At 44.2% G+C, this 23,846-nt stretch carries 25 protein-coding genes; 3 read left to right on the top strand and 22 right to left on the bottom strand.

The window, feature by feature from the left end:
- Positions 1–98: 98 nt before the first annotated feature.
- The 10 genes from avrA to prgH all read right to left on the bottom strand — a co-directional run bounded on the left by avrA (position 99) and on the right by prgH (position 7,721).
- Positions 99–1,007, bottom strand: coding sequence for a type III secretion system YopJ family effector AvrA (gene avrA / locus ACLJRS_RS08290; protein ID WP_001576330.1), 909 nt, complete (start codon positions 1,005–1,007; stop codon positions 99–101).
- 160 nt (positions 1,008–1,167) lie between these two features.
- On the bottom strand, positions 1,168–1,923 hold the full coding sequence (gene sprB / locus ACLJRS_RS08295) for a transcriptional regulator SprB (RefSeq protein ID WP_001246659.1): 756 nt from the start codon (positions 1,921–1,923) through the stop codon (positions 1,168–1,170).
- Positions 1,924–2,307: 384 nt separating this feature from the next.
- Entirely contained in the window at positions 2,308–3,195 is an 888-nt protein-coding gene (gene hilC / locus ACLJRS_RS08300) for an invasion transcriptional regulator HilC (protein WP_000243998.1), read from the bottom strand.
- 344 nt (positions 3,196–3,539) lie between these two features.
- On the bottom strand, positions 3,540–3,992 hold the full coding sequence (locus ACLJRS_RS08305; protein ID WP_000612179.1) for a type III secretion system effector protein OrgC: 453 nt from the start codon (positions 3,990–3,992) through the stop codon (positions 3,540–3,542).
- Complete coding sequence (orgB, locus tag ACLJRS_RS08310) at positions 3,989–4,669, bottom strand: type III secretion system linker protein OrgB (protein WP_000916654.1); 681 nt, start codon at positions 4,667–4,669, stop codon at positions 3,989–3,991. The genes ACLJRS_RS08305 and orgB overlap by 4 nt, the downstream gene beginning before the upstream one ends.
- A complete protein-coding gene (gene orgA / locus ACLJRS_RS08315) occupies positions 4,626–5,225 on the bottom strand; it encodes an oxygen-regulated invasion protein OrgA (RefSeq protein ID WP_001574876.1) in 600 nt (199 codons plus the stop codon). The genes orgB and orgA overlap by 44 nt, the downstream gene beginning before the upstream one ends.
- Entirely contained in the window at positions 5,197–5,955 is a 759-nt protein-coding gene (prgK, locus tag ACLJRS_RS08320; RefSeq protein WP_410957777.1) for a type III secretion system inner membrane ring lipoprotein PrgK, read from the bottom strand. Before prgK ends, orgA begins: the two co-directional genes overlap by 29 nt.
- Entirely contained in the window at positions 5,952–6,257 is a 306-nt protein-coding gene (gene prgJ / locus ACLJRS_RS08325; RefSeq protein WP_000020431.1) for a type III secretion system inner rod protein PrgJ, read from the bottom strand. The genes prgK and prgJ overlap by 4 nt, the downstream gene beginning before the upstream one ends.
- 18 nt (positions 6,258–6,275) lie before the next feature.
- Complete coding sequence (gene prgI, locus ACLJRS_RS08330) at positions 6,276–6,518, bottom strand: type III secretion system needle filament protein PrgI (RefSeq protein ID WP_000235228.1); 243 nt, start codon at positions 6,516–6,518, stop codon at positions 6,276–6,278.
- Between the two features lie 24 nt (positions 6,519–6,542).
- Positions 6,543–7,721, bottom strand: coding sequence for a type III secretion system inner membrane ring protein PrgH (gene prgH, locus ACLJRS_RS08335; protein WP_000450199.1), 1,179 nt, complete (start codon positions 7,719–7,721; stop codon positions 6,543–6,545).
- Between the two features lie 315 nt (positions 7,722–8,036).
- Between prgH and hilD the strand changes: the two genes are divergently transcribed.
- From hilD to iagB, 3 genes are all read left to right on the top strand, one after another.
- A complete protein-coding gene (gene hilD / locus ACLJRS_RS08340) occupies positions 8,037–8,966 on the top strand; it encodes a transcriptional regulator HilD (RefSeq protein ID WP_000432699.1) in 930 nt (309 codons plus the stop codon).
- A 1,090-nt stretch (positions 8,967–10,056) separates the two neighbouring features.
- Positions 10,057–11,718, top strand: a complete 1,662-nt coding sequence (hilA, locus tag ACLJRS_RS08345) for a transcriptional regulator HilA (protein ID WP_001120085.1) — start codon at positions 10,057–10,059, stop codon at positions 11,716–11,718.
- Between the two features lie 17 nt (positions 11,719–11,735).
- The gene (gene iagB / locus ACLJRS_RS08350; protein ID WP_000558928.1) at positions 11,736–12,218 is read left to right on the top strand and encodes an SPI-1 type III secretion system invasion protein IagB; all 483 of its coding nucleotides are present in this window, start codon (positions 11,736–11,738) and stop codon (positions 12,216–12,218) included.
- 53 nt (positions 12,219–12,271) lie between these two features.
- Here iagB and sptP read toward each other — a convergent pair whose 3' ends face one another.
- The 12 genes from sptP to spaQ form a co-directional block, all read right to left on the bottom strand.
- A complete protein-coding gene (gene sptP / locus ACLJRS_RS08355) occupies positions 12,272–13,903 on the bottom strand; it encodes an SPI-1 type III secretion system effector GTPase-activating protein SptP (protein ID WP_000922300.1) in 1,632 nt (543 codons plus the stop codon).
- Positions 13,890–14,282, bottom strand: coding sequence for a chaperone SicP (gene sicP / locus ACLJRS_RS08360; RefSeq protein WP_001147851.1), 393 nt, complete (start codon positions 14,280–14,282; stop codon positions 13,890–13,892). The genes sptP and sicP overlap by 14 nt, the downstream gene beginning before the upstream one ends.
- Positions 14,283–14,308: 26 nt before the next feature.
- Positions 14,309–14,569, bottom strand: a complete 261-nt coding sequence (locus ACLJRS_RS08365; protein ID WP_000692250.1) for a hypothetical protein — start codon at positions 14,567–14,569, stop codon at positions 14,309–14,311.
- Positions 14,570–14,612: 43 nt separating this feature from the next.
- Entirely contained in the window at positions 14,613–14,861 is a 249-nt protein-coding gene (locus ACLJRS_RS08370) for an acyl carrier protein (RefSeq protein WP_001055579.1), read from the bottom strand.
- An 18-nt stretch (positions 14,862–14,879) separates the two neighbouring features.
- Positions 14,880–16,937: an SPI-1 type III secretion system effector SipA gene (gene sipA / locus ACLJRS_RS08375; protein ID WP_000258819.1), complete on the bottom strand. Its 2,058-nt coding sequence runs from the start codon at positions 16,935–16,937 to the stop codon at positions 14,880–14,882.
- An 18-nt stretch (positions 16,938–16,955) separates the two neighbouring features.
- A complete protein-coding gene (gene sipD / locus ACLJRS_RS08380) occupies positions 16,956–17,987 on the bottom strand; it encodes an SPI-1 type III secretion system needle tip complex protein SipD (RefSeq protein WP_000932249.1) in 1,032 nt (343 codons plus the stop codon).
- Positions 17,988–18,057: 70 nt separating this feature from the next.
- Positions 18,058–19,287 carry an SPI-1 type III secretion system needle tip complex protein SipC gene (gene sipC / locus ACLJRS_RS08385; RefSeq protein ID WP_000909019.1) on the bottom strand — a complete coding sequence of 410 codons (1,230 nt, stop codon included), beginning with the start codon at positions 19,285–19,287 and terminating at the stop codon, positions 18,058–18,060.
- 27 nt (positions 19,288–19,314) lie between these two features.
- Positions 19,315–21,096, bottom strand: coding sequence for an SPI-1 type III secretion system needle tip complex protein SipB (gene sipB, locus ACLJRS_RS08390; protein ID WP_000245782.1), 1,782 nt, complete (start codon positions 21,094–21,096; stop codon positions 19,315–19,317).
- Positions 21,097–21,098: 2 nt separating this feature from the next.
- Positions 21,099–21,596: a SycD/LcrH family type III secretion system chaperone SicA gene (gene sicA / locus ACLJRS_RS08395; protein ID WP_000386309.1), complete on the bottom strand. Its 498-nt coding sequence runs from the start codon at positions 21,594–21,596 to the stop codon at positions 21,099–21,101.
- Between the two features lie 137 nt (positions 21,597–21,733).
- Positions 21,734–22,804, bottom strand: coding sequence for an SPI-1 type III secretion system export apparatus protein SpaS (gene spaS / locus ACLJRS_RS08400; RefSeq protein ID WP_000097719.1), 1,071 nt, complete (start codon positions 22,802–22,804; stop codon positions 21,734–21,736).
- On the bottom strand, positions 22,791–23,582 hold the full coding sequence (gene spaR / locus ACLJRS_RS08405) for an SPI-1 type III secretion system export apparatus protein SpaR (RefSeq protein WP_000964940.1): 792 nt from the start codon (positions 23,580–23,582) through the stop codon (positions 22,791–22,793). The genes spaS and spaR overlap by 14 nt, the downstream gene beginning before the upstream one ends.
- Positions 23,583–23,585: 3 nt before the next feature.
- Positions 23,586–23,846 carry an SPI-1 type III secretion system export apparatus protein SpaQ gene (gene spaQ, locus ACLJRS_RS08410; protein ID WP_000342503.1) on the bottom strand — a complete coding sequence of 87 codons (261 nt, stop codon included), beginning with the start codon at positions 23,844–23,846 and terminating at the stop codon, positions 23,586–23,588.

Consider the following 23,846-nt stretch of genomic DNA (forward strand, 5'->3'; position numbering starts at 1 on the left):
CACTTTTTTGCCTGCTATTCAGGAAACATACGGTCATAATATAGAGTAGTCTTATGGCGCTGGAAGGATTTCCTCTGGCAGGCAACCTTATAATTTCATTACGATTTAAGTAAAGACTTATATTCAGCTATCCTTTTTTTATGAGCGGATATAGAGAGTTTTTTATCGTTTAGCATAACGGCATTGTTATCGAATCGCTCATAAAGCGTTTCATTCTTTTTGTTTACTATACTGCTTCCCGCCGCCGGATTGGCCTCCACATATTCATTTAATCGTTGTACGCCTTGAGTATGTTTGTAAAAACTCACCGGCAGATAACGGTCTGCTTTATCGGACGGGAGAAAAGGTTCTTCACCACACAGACGTTCACAAATATTATCTTCATGAATTTTTACTAAGTTCATAAATTCAAGCTGAAGTTTTTTGGCGAGCGCCAGGCTAAAAATACCGCATTCAGAAGAGCTTCGTTGAATGTCCAGCTCGACCATAGCAAAATAACAATCAGGCAGTTGTTCACGTTCAAGAGCTGCTTTGGTCCTCAACGCCAGTAAAGCAGGTCCAAAAGCGCTACACGCTGCTGGTTCGAACAAAATCACCGATGTCTTTCCGTCCATAACTCTAAAATCGACGACTGAAATATGGATACCTGAACTTCCCATATTTACGAGAAATCGGGCAGATTCAACGCCTTCCATTCTGGTCTCCTTTATAGAGGAAACAAGCTCATGGACTGACATAACAAATTTAAGATTTAACTCTGGATACTTCTTATTGGCCTGTGCAACAAGAAAAGGCATCATTTCGAGATCGGTTTCCTCGTAACTGATATGAATCCAGCTGCCATCTATAATTTCACTTTCCAGACGCTCAACAATACAGGTCAATGCTTCGGTGTTTAGCTCCCCGCTGACGTCAGGCTGAGGCGATAAACTCGCCCCCATATTACGAGTCGTAGGACTTAGCATACTTTTCCCTCCACATGATAGCTCCTGCACCGAAAATATCATCTTTAACTTTTCAGATTCAATATATTGCCTGCAAAAATATGCCTCAATGATTGAGCCAGGCTACCAACCACCTCCGGATGATTATATATAAGAATTACTACTCAAAAAATCTTTTTTATAATAAAAGCTCAACACATGGTCATAAATGATAAAAAATATTTTAATTCATTCCTACCGCAATCGGTAACGCGCAATTATCGTCAGGTACAGCAGGGTTATGTGCAAAAGCAGTGCGCTGTAAATGCGCGTCTAGTTTCAGTCCCCGGAACAGCGATAGCGGTGAAGAGTCCATCCCCAAACGATACATAACCTTCTTACGATAAATACTGACGGTTTTTGTTCCCAGACCAAATTTTTTCGCCAGTTCAATTGCCGGATGTCCGGAGGATAATAATATCAGCAGCGCATATTTCGCCTGCGTGACACCGGGAGGTAGATTCCACCAGGCGTATTGATTGATATTAAACAATACCTCTTCCGGCGTCTCGCCGGCATTAAAAGCATACGTAGCAGCCACGGTTTTCTTTTGTGGCCTGTGGCAGAAACGCAGCCAGGCTTCCGGAAGACGGAGCTTCTCTCGCTCCGAGCGGATAGCGCAGGATAGTTCGTCTTTTAAAACATAATCCATAACGCCAAAATATTGCAGCACACAGCGATCGATATAATACAAGCGATCTGCCACTACCAAAACTTTACGGTTCTGCAACCGCGTCAGCAACGCATGAAAAAGATAAACATGCTCATGCGGGTTCAAAGCTAAAATCAGCCCGGCGTCCGGCATATCGGATAGGGAATGCAAAAGTGCAGTTAATGAGTTACACGTTTTAACGCACTTTTCCGGATATTTTTGCTTAAAAATAGACTGTAGGGCATAACAATTAGTCCAGTTAATACCGTATATAATTACATTTCTCATTTATTTATCCTTTTTTGAAAACTGACCACAGCTTCGGTAATGATTTTTCTTCCTGGGCGACTACTGCGCAAGTAGATAACGCCTTCTTACTACAAAGGTAATAAGACCAGATACGTTATTACATGCGCAATGTCGTTACCGAAATGAATTCCTTTTACAAATCTGATAATGATTAAATTTGCTGTTTTACTTTACTGTAATCTCTTAGAGTACAACGATTGCCCGGCGCCTGGTGGCCATGTATGTCTGACAATGAACGCTTTCGATTCCCTTTCATTAACTACATATCACTGGTGTAGCGATACTGAAACATACACTACGATTAAAAAAATATTTGGTATCTGTAACGCAAACAGATAGTAACGTTTAAAATAATTTCACAAATCAATGGTTCATTGTACGCATAAAGCTAAGCGGTGTAATCTTAAAATGCCGTTTAAAAATAGCGATAAAATAAGAAGGCGTATCATAGCCACACATCGTCGCGACTTGTGAAATATTTCCAGCCCCCATACGTAATAATTTTATAGCCTGATTCATACGAGCATCCAGGTATATTTTGCTAAAACTCACCTCTTCAGCGGCCAGTTTTCGCTTCAGACTTGATACGCTCATAAACAGCTTTCCTGCCACCTCAGCCTGTGACCATTTGCGGGTGAGATCGCTGATAATAATGTTATAAACTTTCTCTTTTGTCGTAATTTTTATTGCTCGCTCAAGGAAATCAAACCCACCGGGCTTACGTACAAATGCCGATATAAGATACATCAATGAGAAATATGAATAATCATGATCATCAATACTCACATTACTACAAACCCGTGGACATGCCACACCATGCAAAATAGAGTCAAAAGTATCACTCATCCCTGGCAACAAGTCCGCATGAAAAAAATACTTTGGTTTCGTTTTTAATGATAGCTCTCGATCATTATAGTTTCTTGTACTGTAAAAAACTTTGTAGAATTTTTGCATTAAGTCATAGGAAACTTCCAGTGAAGAAAAATCAATATGCCCTTCTATTTCGCTCATACTAAGCGTGATTGTTTGATCTTTTTCCAATAAAAATAAACACGGCGCAGATTGTTCGATGAACTCCCCAAATTCGTTTTCAATTCGCAAACTGCCTTTATTAAGTTTAAACAATAAGCAGTTTGCGACATAATAGTCTCTTACGTCAGCTAATCCATTTATTAATGGAAATTTGTTCGGCTGTTGAAGGTGATTATTGCTAATGGCCTCAACTGATTTATTCATTGAAGGCAATACCATATTTTATCCTGTGTGCTATAAGGAACTCAAAATCGTTATATTCTTATAAACAAATAATTAAAACTCACAGAGATGATTTAAATCCGATTTTTTTATTATTATAGCCAATAATTACATTCCAACGCGCGTTCATTTCGTCACAAAAAGATACCCTTACAAACTTTATGCACAATTTTGTAATGAAAGCTTACAATATTAATATAATCATTTCAGAATAAAACGGCTGGCAGACATCTTAATAATCCATATACATCAATAAGATAGACACACTGGCATGGTGCATTTTCTGCATTATTTGCTGATATATACACCATACCTTATCACAAATCGCCTGCAATGGGGGTTCACCAGTCAATTGCCTCTTTGTTTTCCCCGCCCGATAAAATAATCTCCTGCATCCAGGAGGTCATTTGTGACTGTGCGTTCATTGTACCAACTAATACCCCGTTTAAAGCCTCATATAAATGGGTGCCCGGTTCAACTTTTGCTAACATGTTTTGTAGCATAGCCGTTTGCTGCTCAAAAGAAACAAAAGCCGAATCACCACTGTTAGGATCTTTGAAGGCATTCATCTCTTGATAAATGCTATCTTTAAGCGTTTCAGAAGAGGCTGACTCAGGAAGCGCCAAAAGTCGTTGGTAGAATGCATCATAAAGATCAACGTCGCCGCCATTGCTTAAAGGCGCGCTATCCACATTATTCAGCATAGCGGCCCTGGCACTCAACGAAACCACACCCGTCGCTTCAGTATCTGCTGTCGGGACCAAATAAGAAGTCGGAATCGTACCCGGTATCACCTTATAACCTCCGCTTGCGTTTTTGTCTTCCATTCATCAATAAGTGCGTTAATGGCGTTATCAGAAATTGTCCGGCAGTCTTGTGGAAGTTCATCAAGATGATGCTTAATGACGCCTACTGCCGTTTCAACAAATTGTTCAGGTGAAAATTCTGCGATCTGATCGCCGCAACTCATGATAAAGCGCTGTTCCTGGTGATATTTAAGATTAAAAGTGCCTGGCCAGTTCTCCATAAGCAACACCATCAGTTTTTGGTGATCTTTTTTCGCATTAACTGGCAGTGTTAAAAAAAGTTGCCCCTCAGGCTTATCGAAATCCCTTAGCCACTCATCCAGGACGGTTAAAAGCGTTTCGGGATGGTCGACCGCAGCTGAAAATAACTCGCGGGCATAAATCTGTATTTTTTCCATCCACTTCCAGGCCATTGTCTGATTATCAGTAAGATAAGCGGCGACCTGCTGTAACGCGTCTATCATTCCCTGCTCGTAACCTTCCTGATAGGCGTACATCCGCAAGGTCTTTGCCTCTTCTTCCGCCTCTCGCAAAATACGCTTAGCCCGTTGATGCGCCTGCTGTTCTAATCTTTCAATAGAGAAATAACGTTCCAGCGTTTTACGCTTTATCAGTATCCCCTCAACAGGCGAAAGCGGGGACGGTATTGGGATATTTTTGAGCATATTGTAAGGCCAGTAGCAAAATTGACATTTCTACAGCATCCTGCTTCAATGCCTCCTCAATAAATGGAGGAAAAAGCAAAGGAAAACGCTGTGCTAAAGATTCAGGTAAAAATTCATTTAGGGCATTTAACTGTGCATACCCGACGCTAAGTAAAAACCGGTGATTCGGCGCCTTATTGCAGACAGATAAACTTGTTCCCTGATGCATTGCCAAAAATGCTTGCGCCCAATCCGGCAGGCCAAGCAAGGCTCCCTGCCTTGCCAGATCGGCTCTCAGTTTATGGCAACCGAGTAAATACGCTACTTGCGGCAGTCGGCGCCACTGACGCAGCCACAGCTGCGTCAGTGAGTTTTGAATACACTCCTTTTCTCCGTTCTTAAGCCGCCATGCCGCCAGTATTAACTCATTTGCCGCCGCCCTGGCGGCGGGTCTGACAATCATTTCCGGCGCTATCTGCAACCGCTGAGGATGGATATACGATAACGGATCAAAAATGATTCTTTGCCAGATAATGGGTAATGGCTGCCTATTCATTTGACGATTTCGCCTTATCATCAGCCGTTATGCCTTTCTTATTGCGGGCATAATGGTTTTTGTAATACCAGACGCCAAAGCCTGCTGACATCACGGATAACAAAATAATCAACACAATCCAACTGGTTGCAAAAGAATTACGTTTTACTGGTGTGCCGGGAGCCTGTAATTGGGCATCAGAACGTTCTGACAACACAACAGAAATGTTGTCATAATCCACATCGGCAAAACTATTCTTTAAGAAACGCTTGATATCGCTGATCTGATGCTCAAGCGGCGAACCTCGTTCATATACGGCTAATGCCGACAGATGAACAGGTTTTGGCGGGCGGCCATTTTCACCAGCATCAATATCATAACTAATATGGACCCTGGCGGAGAGCACGCCCTCCATCGTCTGTAATGACTGTTCCAGTCGCTGTTCAATAGCCGAATATAACCTGGCCTTTTCAGCTCGCGGAGACGATACCAGCGAATCCGCCGGGAACATCTGCGCTATTTCCACCCGTGGCCGGGGAGGAAGCTGATAAGTTTTAATCCAGTACACCGCAGCGGTAAAATCAGGCTCAGCAACGGTAATGCTATAGCCCAATTTTCCGCTATCAATTTTATTCGCCTCTATATTGTGCATTTGCAGAACGGCAATGACCTCATTAGCCTGTTCCTGGTCCAGTCCTTTTAAAAGATCCTTATCCTTACAGCCGGCAAGGGTCATTACCAGCAGAAAAGTATATAGATATCGACGAATCATGAGCGTAATAGCGTTTCAACAGCCCCAACTCCTTTACGAGTAAGGGTACTGACCATAGAAACATACAGGTTATAATCTGAAATCATCTCTTGCGAAATAGCCAGCTCTTTAGGATCCGTCACCAGATTAGGGTCCTCAATCCTGTTGGTAATCGTCTGTTTATCCACAGCCGTGGCAATCGCCGAACCAGAAAAAGCCTGGAGTAGCCGGTCATCCAGCGAGACAATGTCCGTTTCCATAGACCTGATATTGACCGCCTGCCCTATAACGGCATTCTCAGGGACAATAGTTGCAATCGACATAATCCACCTTATAACTGATTAACGGAAGTTCTGAATAATGGCAGCATCAATATCCTTAAAGACTTTTACCGTGTTCGATTGCGCGTTACGGTACAAGTTATATTCCGAGAGCTTACTCTGATACGCCGCCAGTAGCGCCGGATCGGAGGGTTTTGCTGCTAATTTATCCAGCGCCTCTGTTACCTGCGTTTGTAGATTATCAACGCCCGTATCAAATTTTGCTGAGACGTCATCCAGATAGCCTGACCAAGGTGTTGCCATAATGACTTCCTTATTTACGTTAAATTAAAGTGGGCTTGGGAAATACCAATGGCCTGGGCTCATTTTGATATAACCTTCCGCCCCGTACTGAAATGAGCGCCCCTTGAGCCAGTCATCTTTTAATTCGATCGCAAACTGCACATAGCGTCCTCCCCATGTGCGGTAATAGCTATCGACAAATTGACGGGCTCTGAGTATTTCTACATCATCGAGCGCCCCCTGAATAACAAACGTTACGCCCCCCTTATGATTCCTGCGGGAATAAGGTAACGCCTGCTGTTTTAGCCCCGCTTCCGCCTGGCCTGCTGCGGTAACATCGTCCATCAACGTGATGTTAACCGAATCCGCGTAAGGCATTAGCGCTCTCAGCTTTTGACTTAACACCTCGAGCTCTTTCTTGCTCATCGTGTTTCGCTGGCGGCTTAGCCAGAAAACGGGTTTACGCGGCTCATCGAAATGAATCCGATAATAAGCCAGCTGCGGATAATAGGTATCCAGCCAGATAGAGATACGCTTATTTTCTTCGTTTTCGTTAATCACTCGCGCATTTTTATCATAATCGCCCCTCGCTAAAACCTGACGAGCCCACAACGTATCTCTTTCATTTTGCGCAGCGACATAGAGCATTTTGTCCCGGCCTGGCAACACCTGAAAACGCTCCTTCTCCTGCCCCAATAACGAATCGAGCTCTGCGGCCTGCCGCTGCGGCGAGTTAAGTATCCATAACGTCCCCACAGTCCCAATTCCCAATATAAAAAACCCGGCCAGTGCTGCTACAATTCCGTTTTTAAAACGCGGCTCGTTCTTTTTTGCAGACGTTTCTAACTTCTCAGGCTGCTCGGGCACCCACGGCTCGCTTTCCGGGCGAATCAGGATAAGCAATTCACCGACCTGTATTGGCGTATTTAATTGCACCGAACGAGATTCAGAATTTCCTTCTTTCAGCTCATGGAGTATAATTTCGGTCGTATCCGTATCCACCTGGATTTCAAAATTTACTCCGCCATGGTCCAGCGGGATAAAAAAGCTATCGGCAGGTATATCAGGGAGTTGGCCTGAAGCAGTGAGCGCATCACTCTGACCTACCACAAAGAGTGTTCGGCCTGTCAGCAATGGAAACTCACAGCCGTTCAGTGAGCTGTTAAGTAATCGAACTATGTATGGCCCAGGGCTTGTTATCGTCTTCTCTTTTGATGTTTCCATATATACTGTTAGCGATGTCTGTCGTTCTCGATAGCAGCAGATTACCGCACAGGACACAGGGATTCCTGATGAAAATAGAATGAAAAGTGAGAAATAAAATCAATTTATTCTGTATAATGCGTCTCAACACATATTAAAAGAACCATCATCCCCATTGGGGCTTAAACTACTGTAGATAAATTACCCAAATTTGGGTTCTTTTGGTGTAACAATCAGACCATTGCCAACACACGCTAATAAAGAGCATTTACAACTCAGATTTTTTCAGTAGGATACCAGTAAGGAACATTAAAATAACATCAACAAAGGGATAATATGGAAAATGTAACCTTTGTAAGTAATAGTCATCAGCGTCCTGCCGCAGATAACTTACAGAAATTAAAATCACTTTTGACAAATACCCGGCAGCAAATTAAAAGTCAGACTCAGCAGGTTACCATCAAAAATCTTTATGTAAGCAGTTTCACTTTAGTTTGCTTTCGGAGCGGTAAACTGACGATTAGCAATAATCACGATACGATTTACTGTGACGAACCTGGGATGTTGGTGCTCAAAAAAGAGCAGGTAGTTAACGTGACGCTTGAAGAGGTCAATGGCCACATGGATTTCGATATACTCGAGATACCGACGCAACGACTTGGCGCTCTCTATGCACTTATCCCAAACGAGCAGCAAACCAAAATGGCGGTACCCACAGAGAAAGCGCAGAAAATCTTCTATACGCCTGACTTTCCTGCCAGAAGAGAGGTATTTGAACATCTGAAAACGGCGTTCTCCTGTACGAAGGATACAAGCAAAGGTTGCAGTAACTGTAACAACAAAAGTTGTATTGAAAATGAAGAGTTAATTCCTTATTTTCTGCTGTTCCTGCTTACTGCTTTTCTCCGACTCCCGGAGAGTTATGAGATCATCCTTAGCTCGGCTCAGATAACGTTAAAGGAGCGCGTTTACAACATTATATCTTCGTCACCCAGTAGACAGTGGAAGCTTACGGATGTTGCCGATCATATATTTATGAGTACGTCAACGCTCAAACGGAAACTTGCAGAAGAAGGTACCAGCTTTAGCGACATCTACTTATCGGCAAGAATGAATCAGGCAGCAAAACTTTTACGCATAGGCAACCATAATGTTAATGCTGTAGCATTAAAATGTGGTTATGATAGCACGTCCTACTTCATTCAATGTTTCAAAAAATATTTTAAAACTACGCCATCGACATTCATAAAAATGGCGAACCATTAACATTTTTTGTATCTGTCACTTAAGTAAAGATTTTTATTAAAATTGTAATAATTTAAAATTCAGACTGCGCATTAACACACTCTATCAGGATGGGAGGCTATTCAATATCATTGTTCTGTCCGAAAGACAGCTTATACTGATATCTCTGGTAATTTAAAGTAAGGCTGATTATATAACACGATTTTTGTGAACTTGTCATCGCTATGATGACTGGTAAAACGATATTGCCTTATTCACAGCGTAAGAATTCGTCCAGATGACACTATCTCCTTCCGGCTTTAACCCTGTGGATTAAGGCCGGCATTTTATTCATATTTATACATCATCCGTTCCCTCTGAGAACTATTTGCCTGAACGGTCTATACCGAAACAGTCACGCTTGTTAGCTTTCTGCCAGGCATACCTCCTCTCTTCCTCCTGATATCGATATAATGCCTGGGGCCAGCCTGAGGATGATACTGCTCATAAACCCCCTGCCTTTTTGACGCTATAGCTGAAGGGAGTAAAGAAAAGACGATATCATTATTTTGCAAAAAAATATAAAAATAAGCGCACCATTATAAACAGTCTTTCATTTATATTTTGGAACCTAAGACAAATTACACTCTTAAACTTTCAACGAATGGTCATTTAGTGGAAATCTTCGAGAAAAATGGTTCTGATGGTGTAATTATCAGACCATTAACCATGAAGATATAATAAGCAGCATTTACACCCCAAAAAAATGCAGTAAGATAGCTACAAAACTAATCTCTATTGCAATGAGGCCAAGTTAAATATGTAAATATTTAGATGCCCGGCGCTGACTCTCTCTGCACCAGGATATACGGCAGCGTCCATTCGATAATCACAGTTAGTTATAACAATATTATTACCAACATGTCAGTTATTTAAAGCACAGGCATAAGCTAAATAATCAAATGTTAAAAACATATAAACCCGAGCCCGTAGAATATGACATTAAGCTCATAATAAAAGCTCAACCTGACCGTTAGTACTAACAGCAGAATTACTGAAACAGTAGATTCTATCCTAACGACTTGTATTAGTTATTATAACTTTTCACCCTGTAAGAGAATACACTATTATCATGCCACATTTTAATCCTGTTCCTGTATCGAATAAAAAATTCGTCTTTGATGATTTCATACTCAACATGGACGGCTCCCTGCTACGCTCAGAAAAGAAAGTCAATATTCCGCCAAAAGAATATGCCGTTCTGGTCATCCTGCTCGAAGCCGCCGGCGAGATTGTGAGTAAAAACACCTTACTGGACCAGGTATGGGGCGACGCGGAAGTTAACGAAGAATCTCTTACCCGCTGTATTTATGCCTTACGACGTATTCTGTCGGAAGATAAAGAGCATCGTTACATTGAAACACTGTACGGACAGGGCTATCGGTTTAATCGTCCGGTCGTAGTGGTGTCTCCGCCAGCGCCGCAACCTACGACTCATACATTGGCGATACTTCCTTTTCAGATGCAGGATCAGGTTCAATCCGAGAGTCTGCATTACTCTATCGTGAAGGGATTATCGCAGTATGCGCCCTTTGGCCTGAGCGTGCTGCCGGTGACCATTACGAAGAACTGCCGCAGTGTTAAGGATATTCTTGAGCTCATGGATCAATTACGCCCCGATTATTATATCTCCGGGCAGATGATACCCGATGGTAATGATAATATTGTACAGATTGAGATAGTTCGGGTTAAAGGTTATCACCTGCTGCACCAGGAAAGCATTAAGTTGATAGAACACCAACCCGCTTCTCTCTTGCAAAACAAAATTGCGAATCTTTTGCTCAGATGTATTCCCGGACTTCGCTGGGACACAAAGCAGATTAGCGAGCTAAATTCGATTGACAGTACTATGGTTTACTTACGTGGTAAGCATGAGTTAAATCAATACACCCCCTATAGCTTACAGCAAGCGCTTAAATTGCTGACTCAATGCGTTAACATGTCGCCAAACAGCATTGCGCCTTACTGTGCGCTGGCAGAATGCTACCTCAGCATGGCGCAAATGGGGATTTTTGATAAACAAAACGCCATGATCAAAGCTAAAGAACATGCGATTAAGGCGACAGAGCTGGACCACAATAATCCACAAGCTTTAGGATTACTGGGACTAATTAATACGATTCATTCAGAATACATCGTCGGGAGTTTGCTATTCAAACAAGCTAACTTACTTTCGCCCATTTCTGCAGATATTAAATATTATTATGGCTGGAATCTCTTCATGGCTGGTCAGTTGGAGGAGGCCTTACAAACGATTAACGAGTGTTTAAAATTGGACCCAACGCGCGCAGCCGCAGGGATCACTAAGCTGTGGATTACCTATTATCATACCGGTATTGATGATGCTATACGTTTAGGCGATGAATTACGCTCACAACACCTGCAGGATAATCCAATATTATTAAGTATGCAGGTTATGTTTCTTTCGCTTAAAGGTAAACATGAACTGGCACGAAAATTAACTAAAGAAATATCCACGCAGGAAATAACAGGACTTATTGCTGTTAATCTTCTTTACGCTGAATATTGTCAGAATAGTGAGCGTGCCTTACCGACGATAAGAGAATTTCTGGAAAGTGAACAGCGTATAGATAATAATCCGGGATTATTACCGTTAGTGCTGGTTGCCCACGGCGAAGCTATTGCCGAGAAAATGTGGAATAAATTTAAAAACGAAGACAATATTTGGTTCAAAAGATGGAAACAGGATCCCCGCTTGATTAAATTACGGTAAAATCTGAGAGAGGAGATATGCATTATTTTTTTATCATCGTAATCTGGTTGCTTAGCATAAATACGGCATGGGCTGATTGCTGGCTTCAGGCTGAAAAAATGTTCAATATTGAATCCGAACTACTTTACGCTATCGCCCAGCAGGAATCGGCGATGAAACCTGGCGCCATTGGTCATAACCGAGATGGTTCAACCGATCTTGGCCTGATGCAAATTAACAGCTTCCATATGAAAAGGCTGAAAAAAATGGGGATTAGTGAAAAACAGTTGTTACAGGACCCCTGCATTTCTGTCATTGTGGGCGCCTCCATTTTATCAGATATGATGAAAATCTACGGTTATAGCTGGGAGGCCGTTGGCGCTTATAATGCCGGGACGTCGCCGAAACGATCGGATATAAGGAAACGTTATGCTAAAAAAATTTGGGAGAATTACAGAAAATTAAAAGGAATGTCAGCAGAAGAGAAAAACAAAAGACTTTCTATCGCGGCAAACAAATAATTATACAGAAATAGCTTACTTTCAGATAGTTCTAAAAGTAAGCTATGTTTTTATCAGCTTGCCGTCGTCATAAGCAACTGGGCTTGCATTGCTTTTAGTTGTACAAACTGTGAGGCGTCTTCCAGCATTCTATTGTTCCGTGAATCCCGGAAATCTGCACGTACCTGCTCCAGATTACTATGAGGATTATCCTTAAGTACAAGGGCCGCCGCCATCGTTCCGGTTCTCCCCACTCCGCCCAGACAATGAATCATCGGTAAATGCTTATCTGATGAACTACGCCCCGGCGCGCCATTTTGGTTACTATTTTTCACCCTATCCGCCAGGTATTCTAACTGATCCGTAGACGGTAACGGCTGGTGATCTGGCCAATTTTTCACATGCAATACCGGGATTGTATACCGCTTTTCCCCGCAGGACAGTTGCATATTGTATTGGTCTATCGCTTCTCCCTGACTGGCTGAGCTCACTTTTTGGCTGTTGGTATGCACCTCGCCAAAGGTGTAGCTCCCTCTGAAATAGGGTGGTAATTGTTTTGCCTGCATCTGATCTTCCGACGTTAACACCACCAGGCACGAGCATTCTTTTTCAAGAAGCATTTTCATATGCGCTTCCAGCGCATCCGGCGTATTTTTTGGGTACGAACCGGCTAATGCCACAGGCTTACCGTCAAAAGTTAACGTATTCACTGGCACAGGCATTCCATCGCTCAGTTTCACCTGGGTTTGCTGATTAATTGGAATGCTGCTGACCGCAAATCGTGCCAGGCCCAGTGTCGGTCCGCTCATCGTCTGTGGCATTGGCGCGCCGGCTTCTATTTTCTCAAGTTCAGCTGTAACATTTTTCAGTTCTTTAGCAATAACGTGAATTTTTTTTACAGCCTGGGTTAATTCATGAGTAGAGGCTTTATCAACCCACCTCTCAACCTCTCCTCCACAGGTTCCCCATTGTGAGAACCGGGCTACACCGACCTGAATATTTGTTAACGTTGTAACATAATCATTAAGTTGTTTAGCCTCTGGAATTTTATTTAAATTCTGTAAATTCGTCATTAATGAACGCAGCGGGCCGTTACCTGAAGCCATCTCCTGGAAGTTTTCTCGCAGGCTATTTCCATCCATTTGTTCCAGTTGCGGTAATGTTCTTTTAAGTCCCTTTAGCGCGATATCGAGTAAAGGTTGCTTACTTTCTGCTCCAACATCGTTATTTTTTTCTGCCACTTTTGTATCGCCGCCTTTTATGACTAAAGCGGCATTCCTGACACCAACATTATCCTTGCTCTTAATAAGGTTTATAAACCCTTCGTCAGCAGCTTTTACACACTCCGTGATCTGCACTGCTAAACGTTGGGTAAGGGGTTTGTTCATATTTATACGGGACATTAACAGTGCGTCATTAACCGCTGTTTCCCCATATTTTTCCGTTAGTGCATGGAGAAATGTCTGTAAAATCTTTTGGTCCTGTACTCTGATATTTTCCGTATGTTTTTGCACCACTTCAGTGTTTTTAAATAACGGCATTTTTCCAAGCCAGGTTAATACTTTTGACGAAAATTTTTCAGGCGCAACATATGCCTTATCAGTATTTTCCTTAGCAATATAAAGTCGGGCATCATTCGACACACCAACTTTTGAAAACGAAGACAACGTTAAATTATTCAATTTTCTCTCCTCATACTTTAGCATATTCCTGCAGTATGTTTTTGAGCGCTTCCTGCTGATTCACAAATGACTCAAGCTGCGATATAATATGGTAAGTATTTGTCAGATCGGTAATTGCATGTATAAACAACAACGTCTCTGCAGCATCAATATACGCTAACGTACCTTCATTATTCGCAGCCAGTTCACCATTAATCACCATAATCTGCCGCCAGATAGAATCGCCACAAACAGGCGATAACGGTATAATCATACCGTTCAATAACCAGATATCATCTTTAGCTTCAATAGACGTAAAAATATCGCTATCGAGTAGTAATAAGCACTGATTGTTGTCGTCAAAAGTGAGCGGTAAACCCAATTTCTCACCAATATTAGCGATAATATCCTGGTGTGCTTGCAATTTACTTTCCTCTTAAATTATATCTTTTATAAGATTGCTTCTTCAAATTTAATCTGGTTACACAATGTCTTGATATTTTTTCGCGCCCATCGCCGGGCGCAATATTTCTCTCCTTTAATCCAGTAGAATAGCCATTCACTACGCATCGGAACACATATCAGCAACTCCTTCGGATCATTTTCAACATGACGTAACTTGCCTTTAATAACAAAACGCGGACTGTCAGCAATATCATCATATATTGCAGCCATACCTGAACCGGGTACTACATGTGTGATGATTTTCATAACAATTAATCTTATTCAATTGTTGTCAAGCGAGAGAAAAATACTACACCCTGGACTCAAGACTTTTTTTAACAACACGGCATATATCCGCAAAGGTCGTCATATCAGGAAGATCGTTTTCATTGCAACTAATGTCAAACTCCTCACTAAGACCAAATACAATATCAATTAAATCCAATGAGTCAGCGTAAAGATCCTCAACCAGATGGGTCTGACCATTGATACTATCAACATCAACGGCAATACAGGAGGTGATCACTTTTTTGACTCTTGCTTCAATATCCATATTCATCGCATCTTTCCCGGTTAATTAACGCTGCATGTGCAAGCCATCAACGGTAGTAATAACCCGATCCACGCCAGGTTTATTCAGGTATGACTCGTAAGCCGGGCCAGCTCGCCAGCTACCGTCTCCGATAAGGCCGTCCAGCACATTACTTAACACATAGTCAGTTTCCCCTTTTAGCCTGGTCAGCCCCGCCTCTCTGGCAAACTGCAGTGCAATCTCAGCCAGTTTTTCTTTTTGTGGATGATGAGTAATGACCTCTTTGAGAGTCTCCATTTTCGCTTTCAATTCTGGGTGCTTGTCAATATCGCTACATTGCGCTTTCAACGCTGCACTCTTTATCGTGTCATTGGGTAATATTTCCGCACGCAAGCCGTCAAACGCTCTGCGTACAGGGAACGGTGTGGAGGTATCTGGCTCCAGGGCTTTACGTATCACACCCAAAAACGTCTCACGGGCGTCGAAATGCATTGAATGCATATTCGTAACGCTCGGTACTGTTGAGAGGAAACTATTTTGCTTAAACTTCAAACCAGAAAATGGGCCAGTCTTATCTGTCTGACTATTATCATTATCGGTCGTACCGGCTTTATTACCTGTAATTACCGTCGTGTCTGATTGTAAGGTATCGGTTTTAACATTCTCGACGCCAGCCAGTTGACTGGCAAGCGGCTTCACATTCACAATCTCTGCCGTCTGGCTTTGCTGTTTATTATCATCAACGCCGTGCACCGTGGCCTGTACCGGCTTGCCGATAATGCTCTTGCTGGTTACGCCATCGACTTCATCAAAAGAGGTTGTTTCACCCGTAGTGCCCTTTTCTGACGTGACCACCTTTCCATCTTTACTTTCGGATGAAGCGTTGGTCACAGCCTCTGCCGTCGCATGAGCCGTGACGTCAATTTTACCCGCGATGCCATGGTCAATTGCCCCTGTGCTGGCGCTGTGTGCCGTCTCCGTTTGATGCGTAGTCGAATCCACACGCGAATGACTATGACTTACGTTGCTGCTGTTAGTCGAATGGTGTGACTCGCCATTGCGTTGGCTGTTATCAATAAATGTTCGGCTATTATCAATCGTCTTCCGGCTATTATCATGGTTGCTATTATCGATATGGCGCTGGCTATTATCGACATGGCTTCGGCTATTGTTAATATGCTTACTGTTATCCACGCTATGGTTACTGCTATCAATATTAATATTGATATTAATACCCGTAGGTTCTGCTTTTTTCCCACCATCAGGTACTGGTCCAGCCGCAGGCTCCGGAATTTTAGGGTCAGGCAGTTTATCTGCAGGAATTTGTGCAAAAACATTACGTAGCAGCAGGGGTATCAACGTTTGCATTTCAAGGTGCCGGGCTTCCCGTCCTACGCTGGTACCCTGCTCTTGCGTTAATTTTTGGTGGCACATATCAAGCGCCTCAACCGCCTTCGCCGCCGCTTTGTCAACAAGGTGCGTAAGATTGCTGCGGGTTAACGGATCTAACGTACAGCCAAAGTTATGTTCAATGCAGCTGGCAATATAGGGCATCACCTCCTGCATAACAAGATTCGTCGATAATTTACTTAATTCACCACCAGTGTTATTTTTGATAATATCTAACAGCTGCTTTTCCAGGTTTTCCAGCTTCGCTTCCGCTTTCTTTGTTTCTGGCAGCCATGGCCCAAAAGCTGACTTTTCTTTCAGGCCATCTTTTATGATTTGCGCGGTATACTCTGCCCCCACCTTCATCAGTAGCGTCTTCGCCTCAGGAGAATCACTGGTGGCGTTGAGCGCTGAACGAAAGAGCCCGGCAAACTCCATTATCGCTTTCTTACCGGCGACATTATTTGAATTGGTAAAAACTTCTTTTAACGCCTCAGCGTCTTTCCCGCATTTAAACAATGCATCCAGACTCGCCTGTTTGATCAGCGCGGGAAAATCTTCCAGTTGCGGGCCTTTAATTTCCCCTGACAGCGTCGTTGTGGCACTTTCTCTGACTGCGGAAAGATTCGCCGCAAGATTCGTGGCCTGCGTTTTGATCTCGGTCTGCATACCTGGCATTATGACGGGGGGCTGAGTCCTTACACTTGTAACCATTATTAATATCCTCTTCTGTTATCCTTGCAGGAAGCTTTTGGCGGTTTCCAGGCTGCTACTTATCGTACTGCTCAGCACTTTTACCAGGTTGTCGTACAATGAATTGGCATTGCTATATTTTTGCGTCAGCGTCTGTAATGTGGTTTTCATATTTTCTTCCTGCGCTTTAAAACCCGACTGCCAGGCTTGATATTTGGCGTTATCCATTTCGAGTTTTGAGTCTTTTCCCGGCGCGCCTAAACCATCAATATCCTGAACCATTTTTTGTAATGGCGTCAGATCAACGGTGACGACATAACCGGATCCATAAGATTTCAGGCAGCTATTCGGTAAATTCAATTCACTGAGCCACTGTCTCGCTTCCGCTTCAGTGGCTACTTTAACGCCGCTGCCTGACTGCGCTGGAAATAAAACGGTATTACTGTTTATTTGATTATATTTATTGACTAAACTGTTTAAATCATTTTTGAGTGAGGTAACATCTAGCTTAACGGTATTACCGTCCTTACCTGGTAATAACCAGCCTCCCATTTTGGAAAGAATATCACTGAAGGCCTGATAAAAATCGGTATAGACTGCGACAACGTTTTCATAAACGCCCAGATAGCTGTCACCTATCGCCGATATATTTTGGGAAACCATATCCCAAATCTCAGCATCAGAAATGGTTGTTCTCGGCTGCGCCATAGGCGAAGCGCTAAATAAGGCCGACGTCGGCGCAGAAAACGCGCTCCGCAGGTTCTCATTTTGTTCTGCGGATAATGACACGCCAGACTTCGCCAGCGCATTCAGGCTGCTGGTCAACTGCTGGCGCGCCAGCGTGCGCTCGTCATTATTCTCTTCAGAGATCGGTGGCGTTGACTGCAGCGTCTGCTGTGCCTGCTGGATTTTAGTAGCCGCCTGCGATAATGAAATGATATCTGTACCGCGATGTTCTGTGGTAGACGGTACCACGGCAGTCTCGACGTGCTCGCTCGCCGAGGGAGTCTGCGGCCGTTCGGCAACGATCCCCGGATGAGGAGAAGCGGAATAATTTTGAATATTAAGCATAATATCCCCAGTTCGCCATCAGGAGCGCGATTAAATCACACCCATGATGGCGTATAGATGACCTTTCAGATTAAGCGCGAATATTGCCTGCGATAGCAGCAAGTGCGGATGCTTTCGACTGGTTAATGCTCTCCATTGTTTTCAGCATTTCCTGAATCAGGCTGGTCGATTTACGTGAACTTTCACGGGCTTCGTCCGATGCGGTGCTGGCAACACGGTTATTCACCTGGCTAATTTGCTGCTCGGAACGTTCCTGAGTAGCGGCGTACTGCCCGGACGCCCCTGCAATACCACCGACCGTGACCGAGTTCTTCATAATCAGATCGCCCGTCATCTGCATCTTGCGCGCATCAATTCGGGTCATATCCATGGTATTCTGCTCAAGACGAATATCGGATTCGACAGACTCAAGACGTTTCGACAGAATAGCCTGATGTTCAGGGGAGATTTGTTTATTACTGTCTTTAATACCCAGACTTTCCGTGGCGCTGGTTCCGGCATTAGATTTAAGCGTCGCATCATTAAGATTTTTCGTCGCATCGGTACCGGTTTTCTTCATATTTAACGATTTCAGAGAATCGACGCCTTCAGCACCGAGTTTGACGCTATTCTGCCCGTTCAGCACGTTTTTAATACTGTGGCTTTCAGTGGTCAGTTTATCGATCTTCGCGGCATTATGTTTAAGCGCGCCTCTTTCATTCTGCAGCCCCTTATATTCCAGTTTGGCGCCCACGCCAGTGATCCCCAACTGAAGCGCGCTCTGGGAAATACTACCGGACAACGCATTCATCCCTTCGCGCATCATGGAGCTTGCCGTCGTTTTAGCTGCATCAAAACTGACTAATGACAACTTACCAGACAGTTTGCTATCAGCCTGGTTCAACGTCAGCATTAACGTATTCGCGGCAGCCAACAGCGCAACGGCACTGGAAGACATTCCGCTAATATCAAAAAACTTTCCGACTTCTGCCTGCTGCTCACGTAACTGGGTTTGCACAACCTCATTCGCTTTAGTCGTGACATTATTTGCCAGGGCATTCAAATCCTGATTCATGTCGGTATTTTGAATACTGGCTTTTAAAAAGGACGTGATCGTTCCGGGGGTTTGCGTTAATACCCCTGGCGCAGGCGCGCTCAGTGTAGGACTCAACCCCAGGTCACTGACTTTACTGCTGCTAATACCAATACTATTCAGAATATCTTTAGCGCTAACGGATTGCGAAGCTGTCTGTGAACTATTCTCAACAGAATGATTATTTAAATAAGCGGCGGGATTTATTCCCACATTACTAATTAACATATTTTTCTCCCTTTATTTTGGCAGTTTTTATGCGCGACTCTGGCGCAGAATAAAACGCGAAGCATCCGCATTTTGCTGTACCGCAGAAGACATGGCTTTTTGCAGTTCCGCCGTTACCTTCTGGTTTTCACCAAATATTTCTACGGATTGTTTAAGCCACTGCTGAATTTGATCCATGGCAAAACGGGCGAGCATAAAATCAGCAAGCGCCTCGCTGGCATTTTTAATAAATACCCCCTCGGCAACACCACCGGCTGACTGGGCTGCGGTATTCGTGACTTCCATGCCCAACGCCACTTTATTTAGGGTATTACCTACCAGCTCTTTACTTAAGGCATTCGTTTGCAGGCCCATCTTGCTACCCACATTACCCAGGCCGCTAGTAATACGTTGCATCCCCTGGGTAAAGAGTTTGCTGCCGTTTTGTGCTAACTGTTTCAGCACGTTAGGCACCAACTTCTTAATCGTTTCGCCCATCATTTTGCTCAGCGCGTTACCCAGTTTCGCCGCCGCGCCTTTCCCGACAACTGCGACCACCACAATGACCGCTACCATCGCAATAGCGGCAACAATCGCACCAACAATGCTGCCTGCCATCTCTGCCGTTTTCTTATCGACGCCTAATCCTTCCAGCGCTTTGGTAATCGCCTTGCCAATCAGCTCCATTAACGGCTTCAGCACATGCTCCATAATCGGGTTTAGCGCCTGCTGAATAAACGACACCCCCGTCGCCGCCTTCACAATTTCATCGGCAACCATTACCGCAAGTCCCACCGCAGCCAGCGCCAGACTCGCCCCACCGGTAAAAACAGCGGCCACAACGCTGACAATGGTTAGCAGCGCGCCGAGGACTTTCCCGATACATCCCATAATGCGGTTCGTTTCCTCGGCTTTGCGCGTCTCTTCCTGGAATTCAGCCGATTTCTTTTCCATCTCCGCCTGACGCCCTTCCTGCAAGGCGTTGAAAAGCGCAAGATCGTTTTGCAGGCTTTCTTCCGTATTTTTGCCCACAATCTCAATAAACATGGCCATGAGCATAGTGAGGCGGGCGACATTTGACAGATTATCCTGCTCACCCTGGGAAACCTGATTCTGAGAGGCGGCATTAGCCGTTCCCTGGAATTTGGTCAGAATGTTATCCGCTTTCTCGGCTTTCGCTTTGGCGTCTGTGCCTGCTTTAACCGTCGCATCCGTGGCCTTATCTAAGGCCTCTTTCGCCTCTGTCGCTTCTTTTCCGGCCTGTTCTACCGCGGCTTCAGCTTGTGCATAGCCGGGGTCAGCCGGGTCCAGCGATTGCAATTTATTTTGTGCCTGCGTCAGTTTTTTGGCCGCAGCGTCATAAACACTCTTGGCGGTATCCGTCTTTTTGATGCTGGCTTCATAGAGATCCGTCGCCTCCTGAGCCTCTCCCAGAGCCGTCTGGAATTCTTTCGATACCTGAATCCCCATCTCTTTTTGTGACTCAATCATCGCCTGCCATACCGCCAGACGAGACTCCAGTTGAGACAGCGAAACATCGCCCAGTAGGGTCATTAACTTGCCAAGCAGTAATGTCAATTGCCCTTCGCTGGAGAGTTTTTCCCGGGCGGCGTCCGTAGGCGGCTTTAGACCCACCGTATTAATAGCGCTCTCGCCGGACTTTGTTCCGGCTTTAAGGTCGCCCGCTTTCGTTGCCACCACATCTTTAAAAGCTTTATCCGCCGCTTTTAAAAAGTCCGTGTTCTTACGAACGCCTTCAAAAGCCGCCTCAGCGAGGCGCGGATTTTGGGTATATCCGCTACGGCTAATGCTACTTGCGTCATTTACCATAATTATTCCTTTTCTTGTTCACTGTGCTGCTCTGTCTCCGCCGTTTTTAGCGCCTCCAGATAGACCAACGCTTTTGCCCGCAGAGACTCATCTTCAGTACGTTCATTGACAAGTTCAAAACACTGTCTGGCTTTTGCCGCCTTACGCATTAATAATTGACACTGCCCGGTAAAAAAAACGGGGCGATAATCATTTTTAAGTAACGTAAACGCTACTGCATAAAGGTCACATGCTTTCTGAAATTGTTTTTTCAGTTGGCATACTGCCGCCAGTCCCATGGTGTAATCGGGATTGTAAAAATCATAAATGCATAAGAAACGAAAGAACGTCTCAGCTTCATCCAGTCGTCCCTGGTTATAAAACTCATAAGCATGAGCATATAAACCGTCCATCATATCTTGAGGGATCCCATGAACGTCTTTTAGCGTGGCGCCTTCACTAACGGCATCCCAAATCATTTCCGCAACACGTTCTTCGCTGACATTATTTTGATAATCCATTACTTACTCCTGTTATCTGTCACCGACTTTGTAGAACTTAACGACTGCGTTTATCTGATGCAGTTATTAAACCCCGACGGTGGTTAGTGAACATTCAAAAAACGCCCAATGAATACATCGCTACTGCTTTACGCGGCTCAATGCCGTACCTCGTTTTCTTGTGGCTGAATAACGTCTTTGCCCGCGTTTTCTACCTCTTCCAGCCAAACCAGAAGACGTAAAACTTCATCAATTTCTTCCAGACTCACCAGATCATAACGGCGATGGGTTTTGAAAAGACTGCGCGCCAGTTTGATATCGACGATCACAGGTACGCCAACCTTCTCCGCATAGGCGCGGACGGCCAGTGCGCGCTGATTCGTTTCATACACCGAGATCATCGGAATCGGCATCAATTCGGGTTTAAAATAAATCCCGATCGTAATATGCGTGGGGTTGGCAACAATCAGGCGTGAGTTTTCAATATCAGATTTCACCTGTTCAGACAGAATTTCCATATGAACTTCACGTCTTTTAGATTTAACCTCTGGGTTCCCTTCCTGCTCCTTCATTTCACGCTTCACTTCTTCCTTATCCATTTTCATATCTTTCATGGTCAGGAAATATTCCGCAATAGCATCCAATAATAAGACAATCAATGCGCAAGCAAGGCAAGTTAATACTAATGCGAGGAGAAGTTCACGCCAAATGACGGCAATACCTACAATATTGCCATTTAGCTGAGAAAAGATTTCAACCTTATATTTCTTCCAGCAAATGATGGCGGCCACCACAAAGGATGAGAGATACAGTAGGGTTTTGACCGTATCTTTAACCGTGCGCATACTAAAAAGTTTTTTTGCCCCTTCTACCGGGTTTAACGCCGATAAATTAGGCTTTAATGCTTCTGTCGCCAGCACAAAACCGGCCTGTAATAACGCCGGTAATGCGGAACACACTAAGCAGAGCAGCATAAATGGAATCAGATATTTTAACCCTATCCCAAAAACGGCCAAACTGTAATCAGCCATGCTCTGATCAAAATTATCCGCAATAATGATCTTAATTATCCCCATAAACTCATTAAATGAGCCATACGACACCAGATAGGCAATTCCTCCCAGCGTCAGGCAGGCGATAATGAGATCTTTACTTTTAAATGACTGGCCTTTTTTAGCGGAGTCTTCCAGCCGTTTTTTAGTCGGTTTTTCTGTTTTATTCGAGGACATGCGTCGCCCCTCGCTCGTAAAACCAACTGCTTAACCCTGTGGCCTGGAAAGAGAGTCGCAGTACATTGTCCGGTAGTACCGGAGAGAAATAAAGCAGCATAATTAAAACGGCAATACCGCTTTTTACCGTCAGTGAAATCGCAAAAGCGTTCATTTGCGGAGCAAAGCGCGACAATAAACCCAGGAATACTTCTGACAGCAACAGCACTAATACCACCGGACTGGCCAGAACCAAGGCGTTTTGAGCCACCTGATTAATAAACGTTAATAGCGGCGGTAATGAAGGCGTGCACTCGTTCATCGGATCGCATAGCTGATAGCTTTTATTTAACACGTCAACCATCGTGACCAGACCGCCGTTTTGTAAATAAACGACAGCGGCAAACATATTCAGGAAATTAGCCATTTCCGAGGTATCAATACCGTTTGCCGGATCGATACTGCTACTTAGCGTTGCCCCTCGCTGGTTATCGATAATACAACCCAGCGCATGCATAACCCAAAAAGGCCATGACAGCAGACAGCCCAGCATGACGCCTACCGCCGCTTCTTGCAGAACTAACGGGATCATCGCCACCGATAAAAACGGCGGCGCCTCGTTCAATGCATGCGGCCATACTCCCAATGCCACCAGGATGATAATGGCGTTTCTCGGCGCGCCGCTTAATACCCCGCTATTCAAAAACGGCAGGAAGAAAAAAATCGGCGCTACGCGAGCAAACCCTAGTGCCGCAGACGCAACCAGGTGATGAATTTCAAAGTACAACGCGTAAAGCATTTTTTACCCCTTAGCCAACGCCAGGAATATCACCTGACGCCCGTAAGAGAGTAAAACTTCGCCATACCAGCCAGACAGTAAAAACAAGCATAAACACACGCCAAGTAATTTAATGCCAAAAGGCAGCGTCTGTTCCTGTAATTGCGTTACCGTCTGGAATAACCCTACCAGGAGGCCGATAATCGTTGCGACAATCGTCGGCCACCCTGACAGGATCAAAACAAGATAGAGCGCCTTATTACCTGCAAACACTAAATCATCCAT

Source organism: Salmonella sp. SAL00670 (assembly GCF_046552235.1).
Taxonomy (GTDB): domain Bacteria; phylum Pseudomonadota; class Gammaproteobacteria; order Enterobacterales; family Enterobacteriaceae; genus Salmonella; species Salmonella enterica.

What these genes read in the sequence shown, in the direction of transcription:
- prgH (WP_000450199.1), bottom strand. Translation starts at nt 7,721, where the DNA reads ATGGAAACATCAAAAGAGAAGACGATAACAAGCCCTGGGCCATACATA.
- sipD (WP_000932249.1), bottom strand. Translation starts at nt 17,987, where the DNA reads ATGCTTAATATTCAAAATTATTCCGCTTCTCCTCATCCGGGGATCGTT.
- prgI (WP_000235228.1), bottom strand. Translation starts at nt 6,518, where the DNA reads ATGGCAACACCTTGGTCAGGCTATCTGGATGACGTCTCAGCAAAATTT.
- hilA (WP_001120085.1), top strand. Translation starts at nt 10,057, where the DNA reads ATGCCACATTTTAATCCTGTTCCTGTATCGAATAAAAAATTCGTCTTT.
- ACLJRS_RS08370 (WP_001055579.1), bottom strand. Translation starts at nt 14,861, where the DNA reads ATGAATATGGATATTGAAGCAAGAGTCAAAAAAGTGATCACCTCCTGT.
- iagB (WP_000558928.1), top strand. Translation starts at nt 11,736, where the DNA reads ATGCATTATTTTTTTATCATCGTAATCTGGTTGCTTAGCATAAATACG.
- avrA (WP_001576330.1), bottom strand. Translation starts at nt 1,007, where the DNA reads ATGATATTTTCGGTGCAGGAGCTATCATGTGGAGGGAAAAGTATGCTA.
- hilC (WP_000243998.1), bottom strand. Translation starts at nt 3,195, where the DNA reads ATGGTATTGCCTTCAATGAATAAATCAGTTGAGGCCATTAGCAATAAT.
- sipC (WP_000909019.1), bottom strand. Translation starts at nt 19,287, where the DNA reads ATGTTAATTAGTAATGTGGGAATAAATCCCGCCGCTTATTTAAATAAT.
- sipA (WP_000258819.1), bottom strand. Translation starts at nt 16,937, where the DNA reads ATGGTTACAAGTGTAAGGACTCAGCCCCCCGTCATAATGCCAGGTATG.
- hilD (WP_000432699.1), top strand. Translation starts at nt 8,037, where the DNA reads ATGGAAAATGTAACCTTTGTAAGTAATAGTCATCAGCGTCCTGCCGCA.
- spaQ (WP_000342503.1), bottom strand. Translation starts at nt 23,846, where the DNA reads ATGGATGATTTAGTGTTTGCAGGTAATAAGGCGCTCTATCTTGTTTTG.
- sptP (WP_000922300.1), bottom strand. Translation starts at nt 13,903, where the DNA reads ATGCTAAAGTATGAGGAGAGAAAATTGAATAATTTAACGTTGTCTTCG.
- sipB (WP_000245782.1), bottom strand. Translation starts at nt 21,096, where the DNA reads ATGGTAAATGACGCAAGTAGCATTAGCCGTAGCGGATATACCCAAAAT.
- sicA (WP_000386309.1), bottom strand. Translation starts at nt 21,596, where the DNA reads ATGGATTATCAAAATAATGTCAGCGAAGAACGTGTTGCGGAAATGATT.
- orgB (WP_000916654.1), bottom strand. Translation starts at nt 4,669, where the DNA reads ATGCTCAAAAATATCCCAATACCGTCCCCGCTTTCGCCTGTTGAGGGG.
- ACLJRS_RS08365 (WP_000692250.1), bottom strand. Translation starts at nt 14,569, where the DNA reads ATGAAAATCATCACACATGTAGTACCCGGTTCAGGTATGGCTGCAATA.
- spaR (WP_000964940.1), bottom strand. Translation starts at nt 23,582, where the DNA reads ATGCTTTACGCGTTGTACTTTGAAATTCATCACCTGGTTGCGTCTGCG.
- sprB (WP_001246659.1), bottom strand. Translation starts at nt 1,923, where the DNA reads ATGAGAAATGTAATTATATACGGTATTAACTGGACTAATTGTTATGCC.
- spaS (WP_000097719.1), bottom strand. Translation starts at nt 22,804, where the DNA reads ATGTCCTCGAATAAAACAGAAAAACCGACTAAAAAACGGCTGGAAGAC.
- orgA (WP_001574876.1), bottom strand. Translation starts at nt 5,225, where the DNA reads ATGATAAGGCGAAATCGTCAAATGAATAGGCAGCCATTACCCATTATC.
- prgK (WP_410957777.1), bottom strand. Translation starts at nt 5,955, where the DNA reads ATGATTCGTCGATATCTATATACTTTTCTGCTGGTAATGACCCTTGCC.
- prgJ (WP_000020431.1), bottom strand. Translation starts at nt 6,257, where the DNA reads ATGTCGATTGCAACTATTGTCCCTGAGAATGCCGTTATAGGGCAGGCG.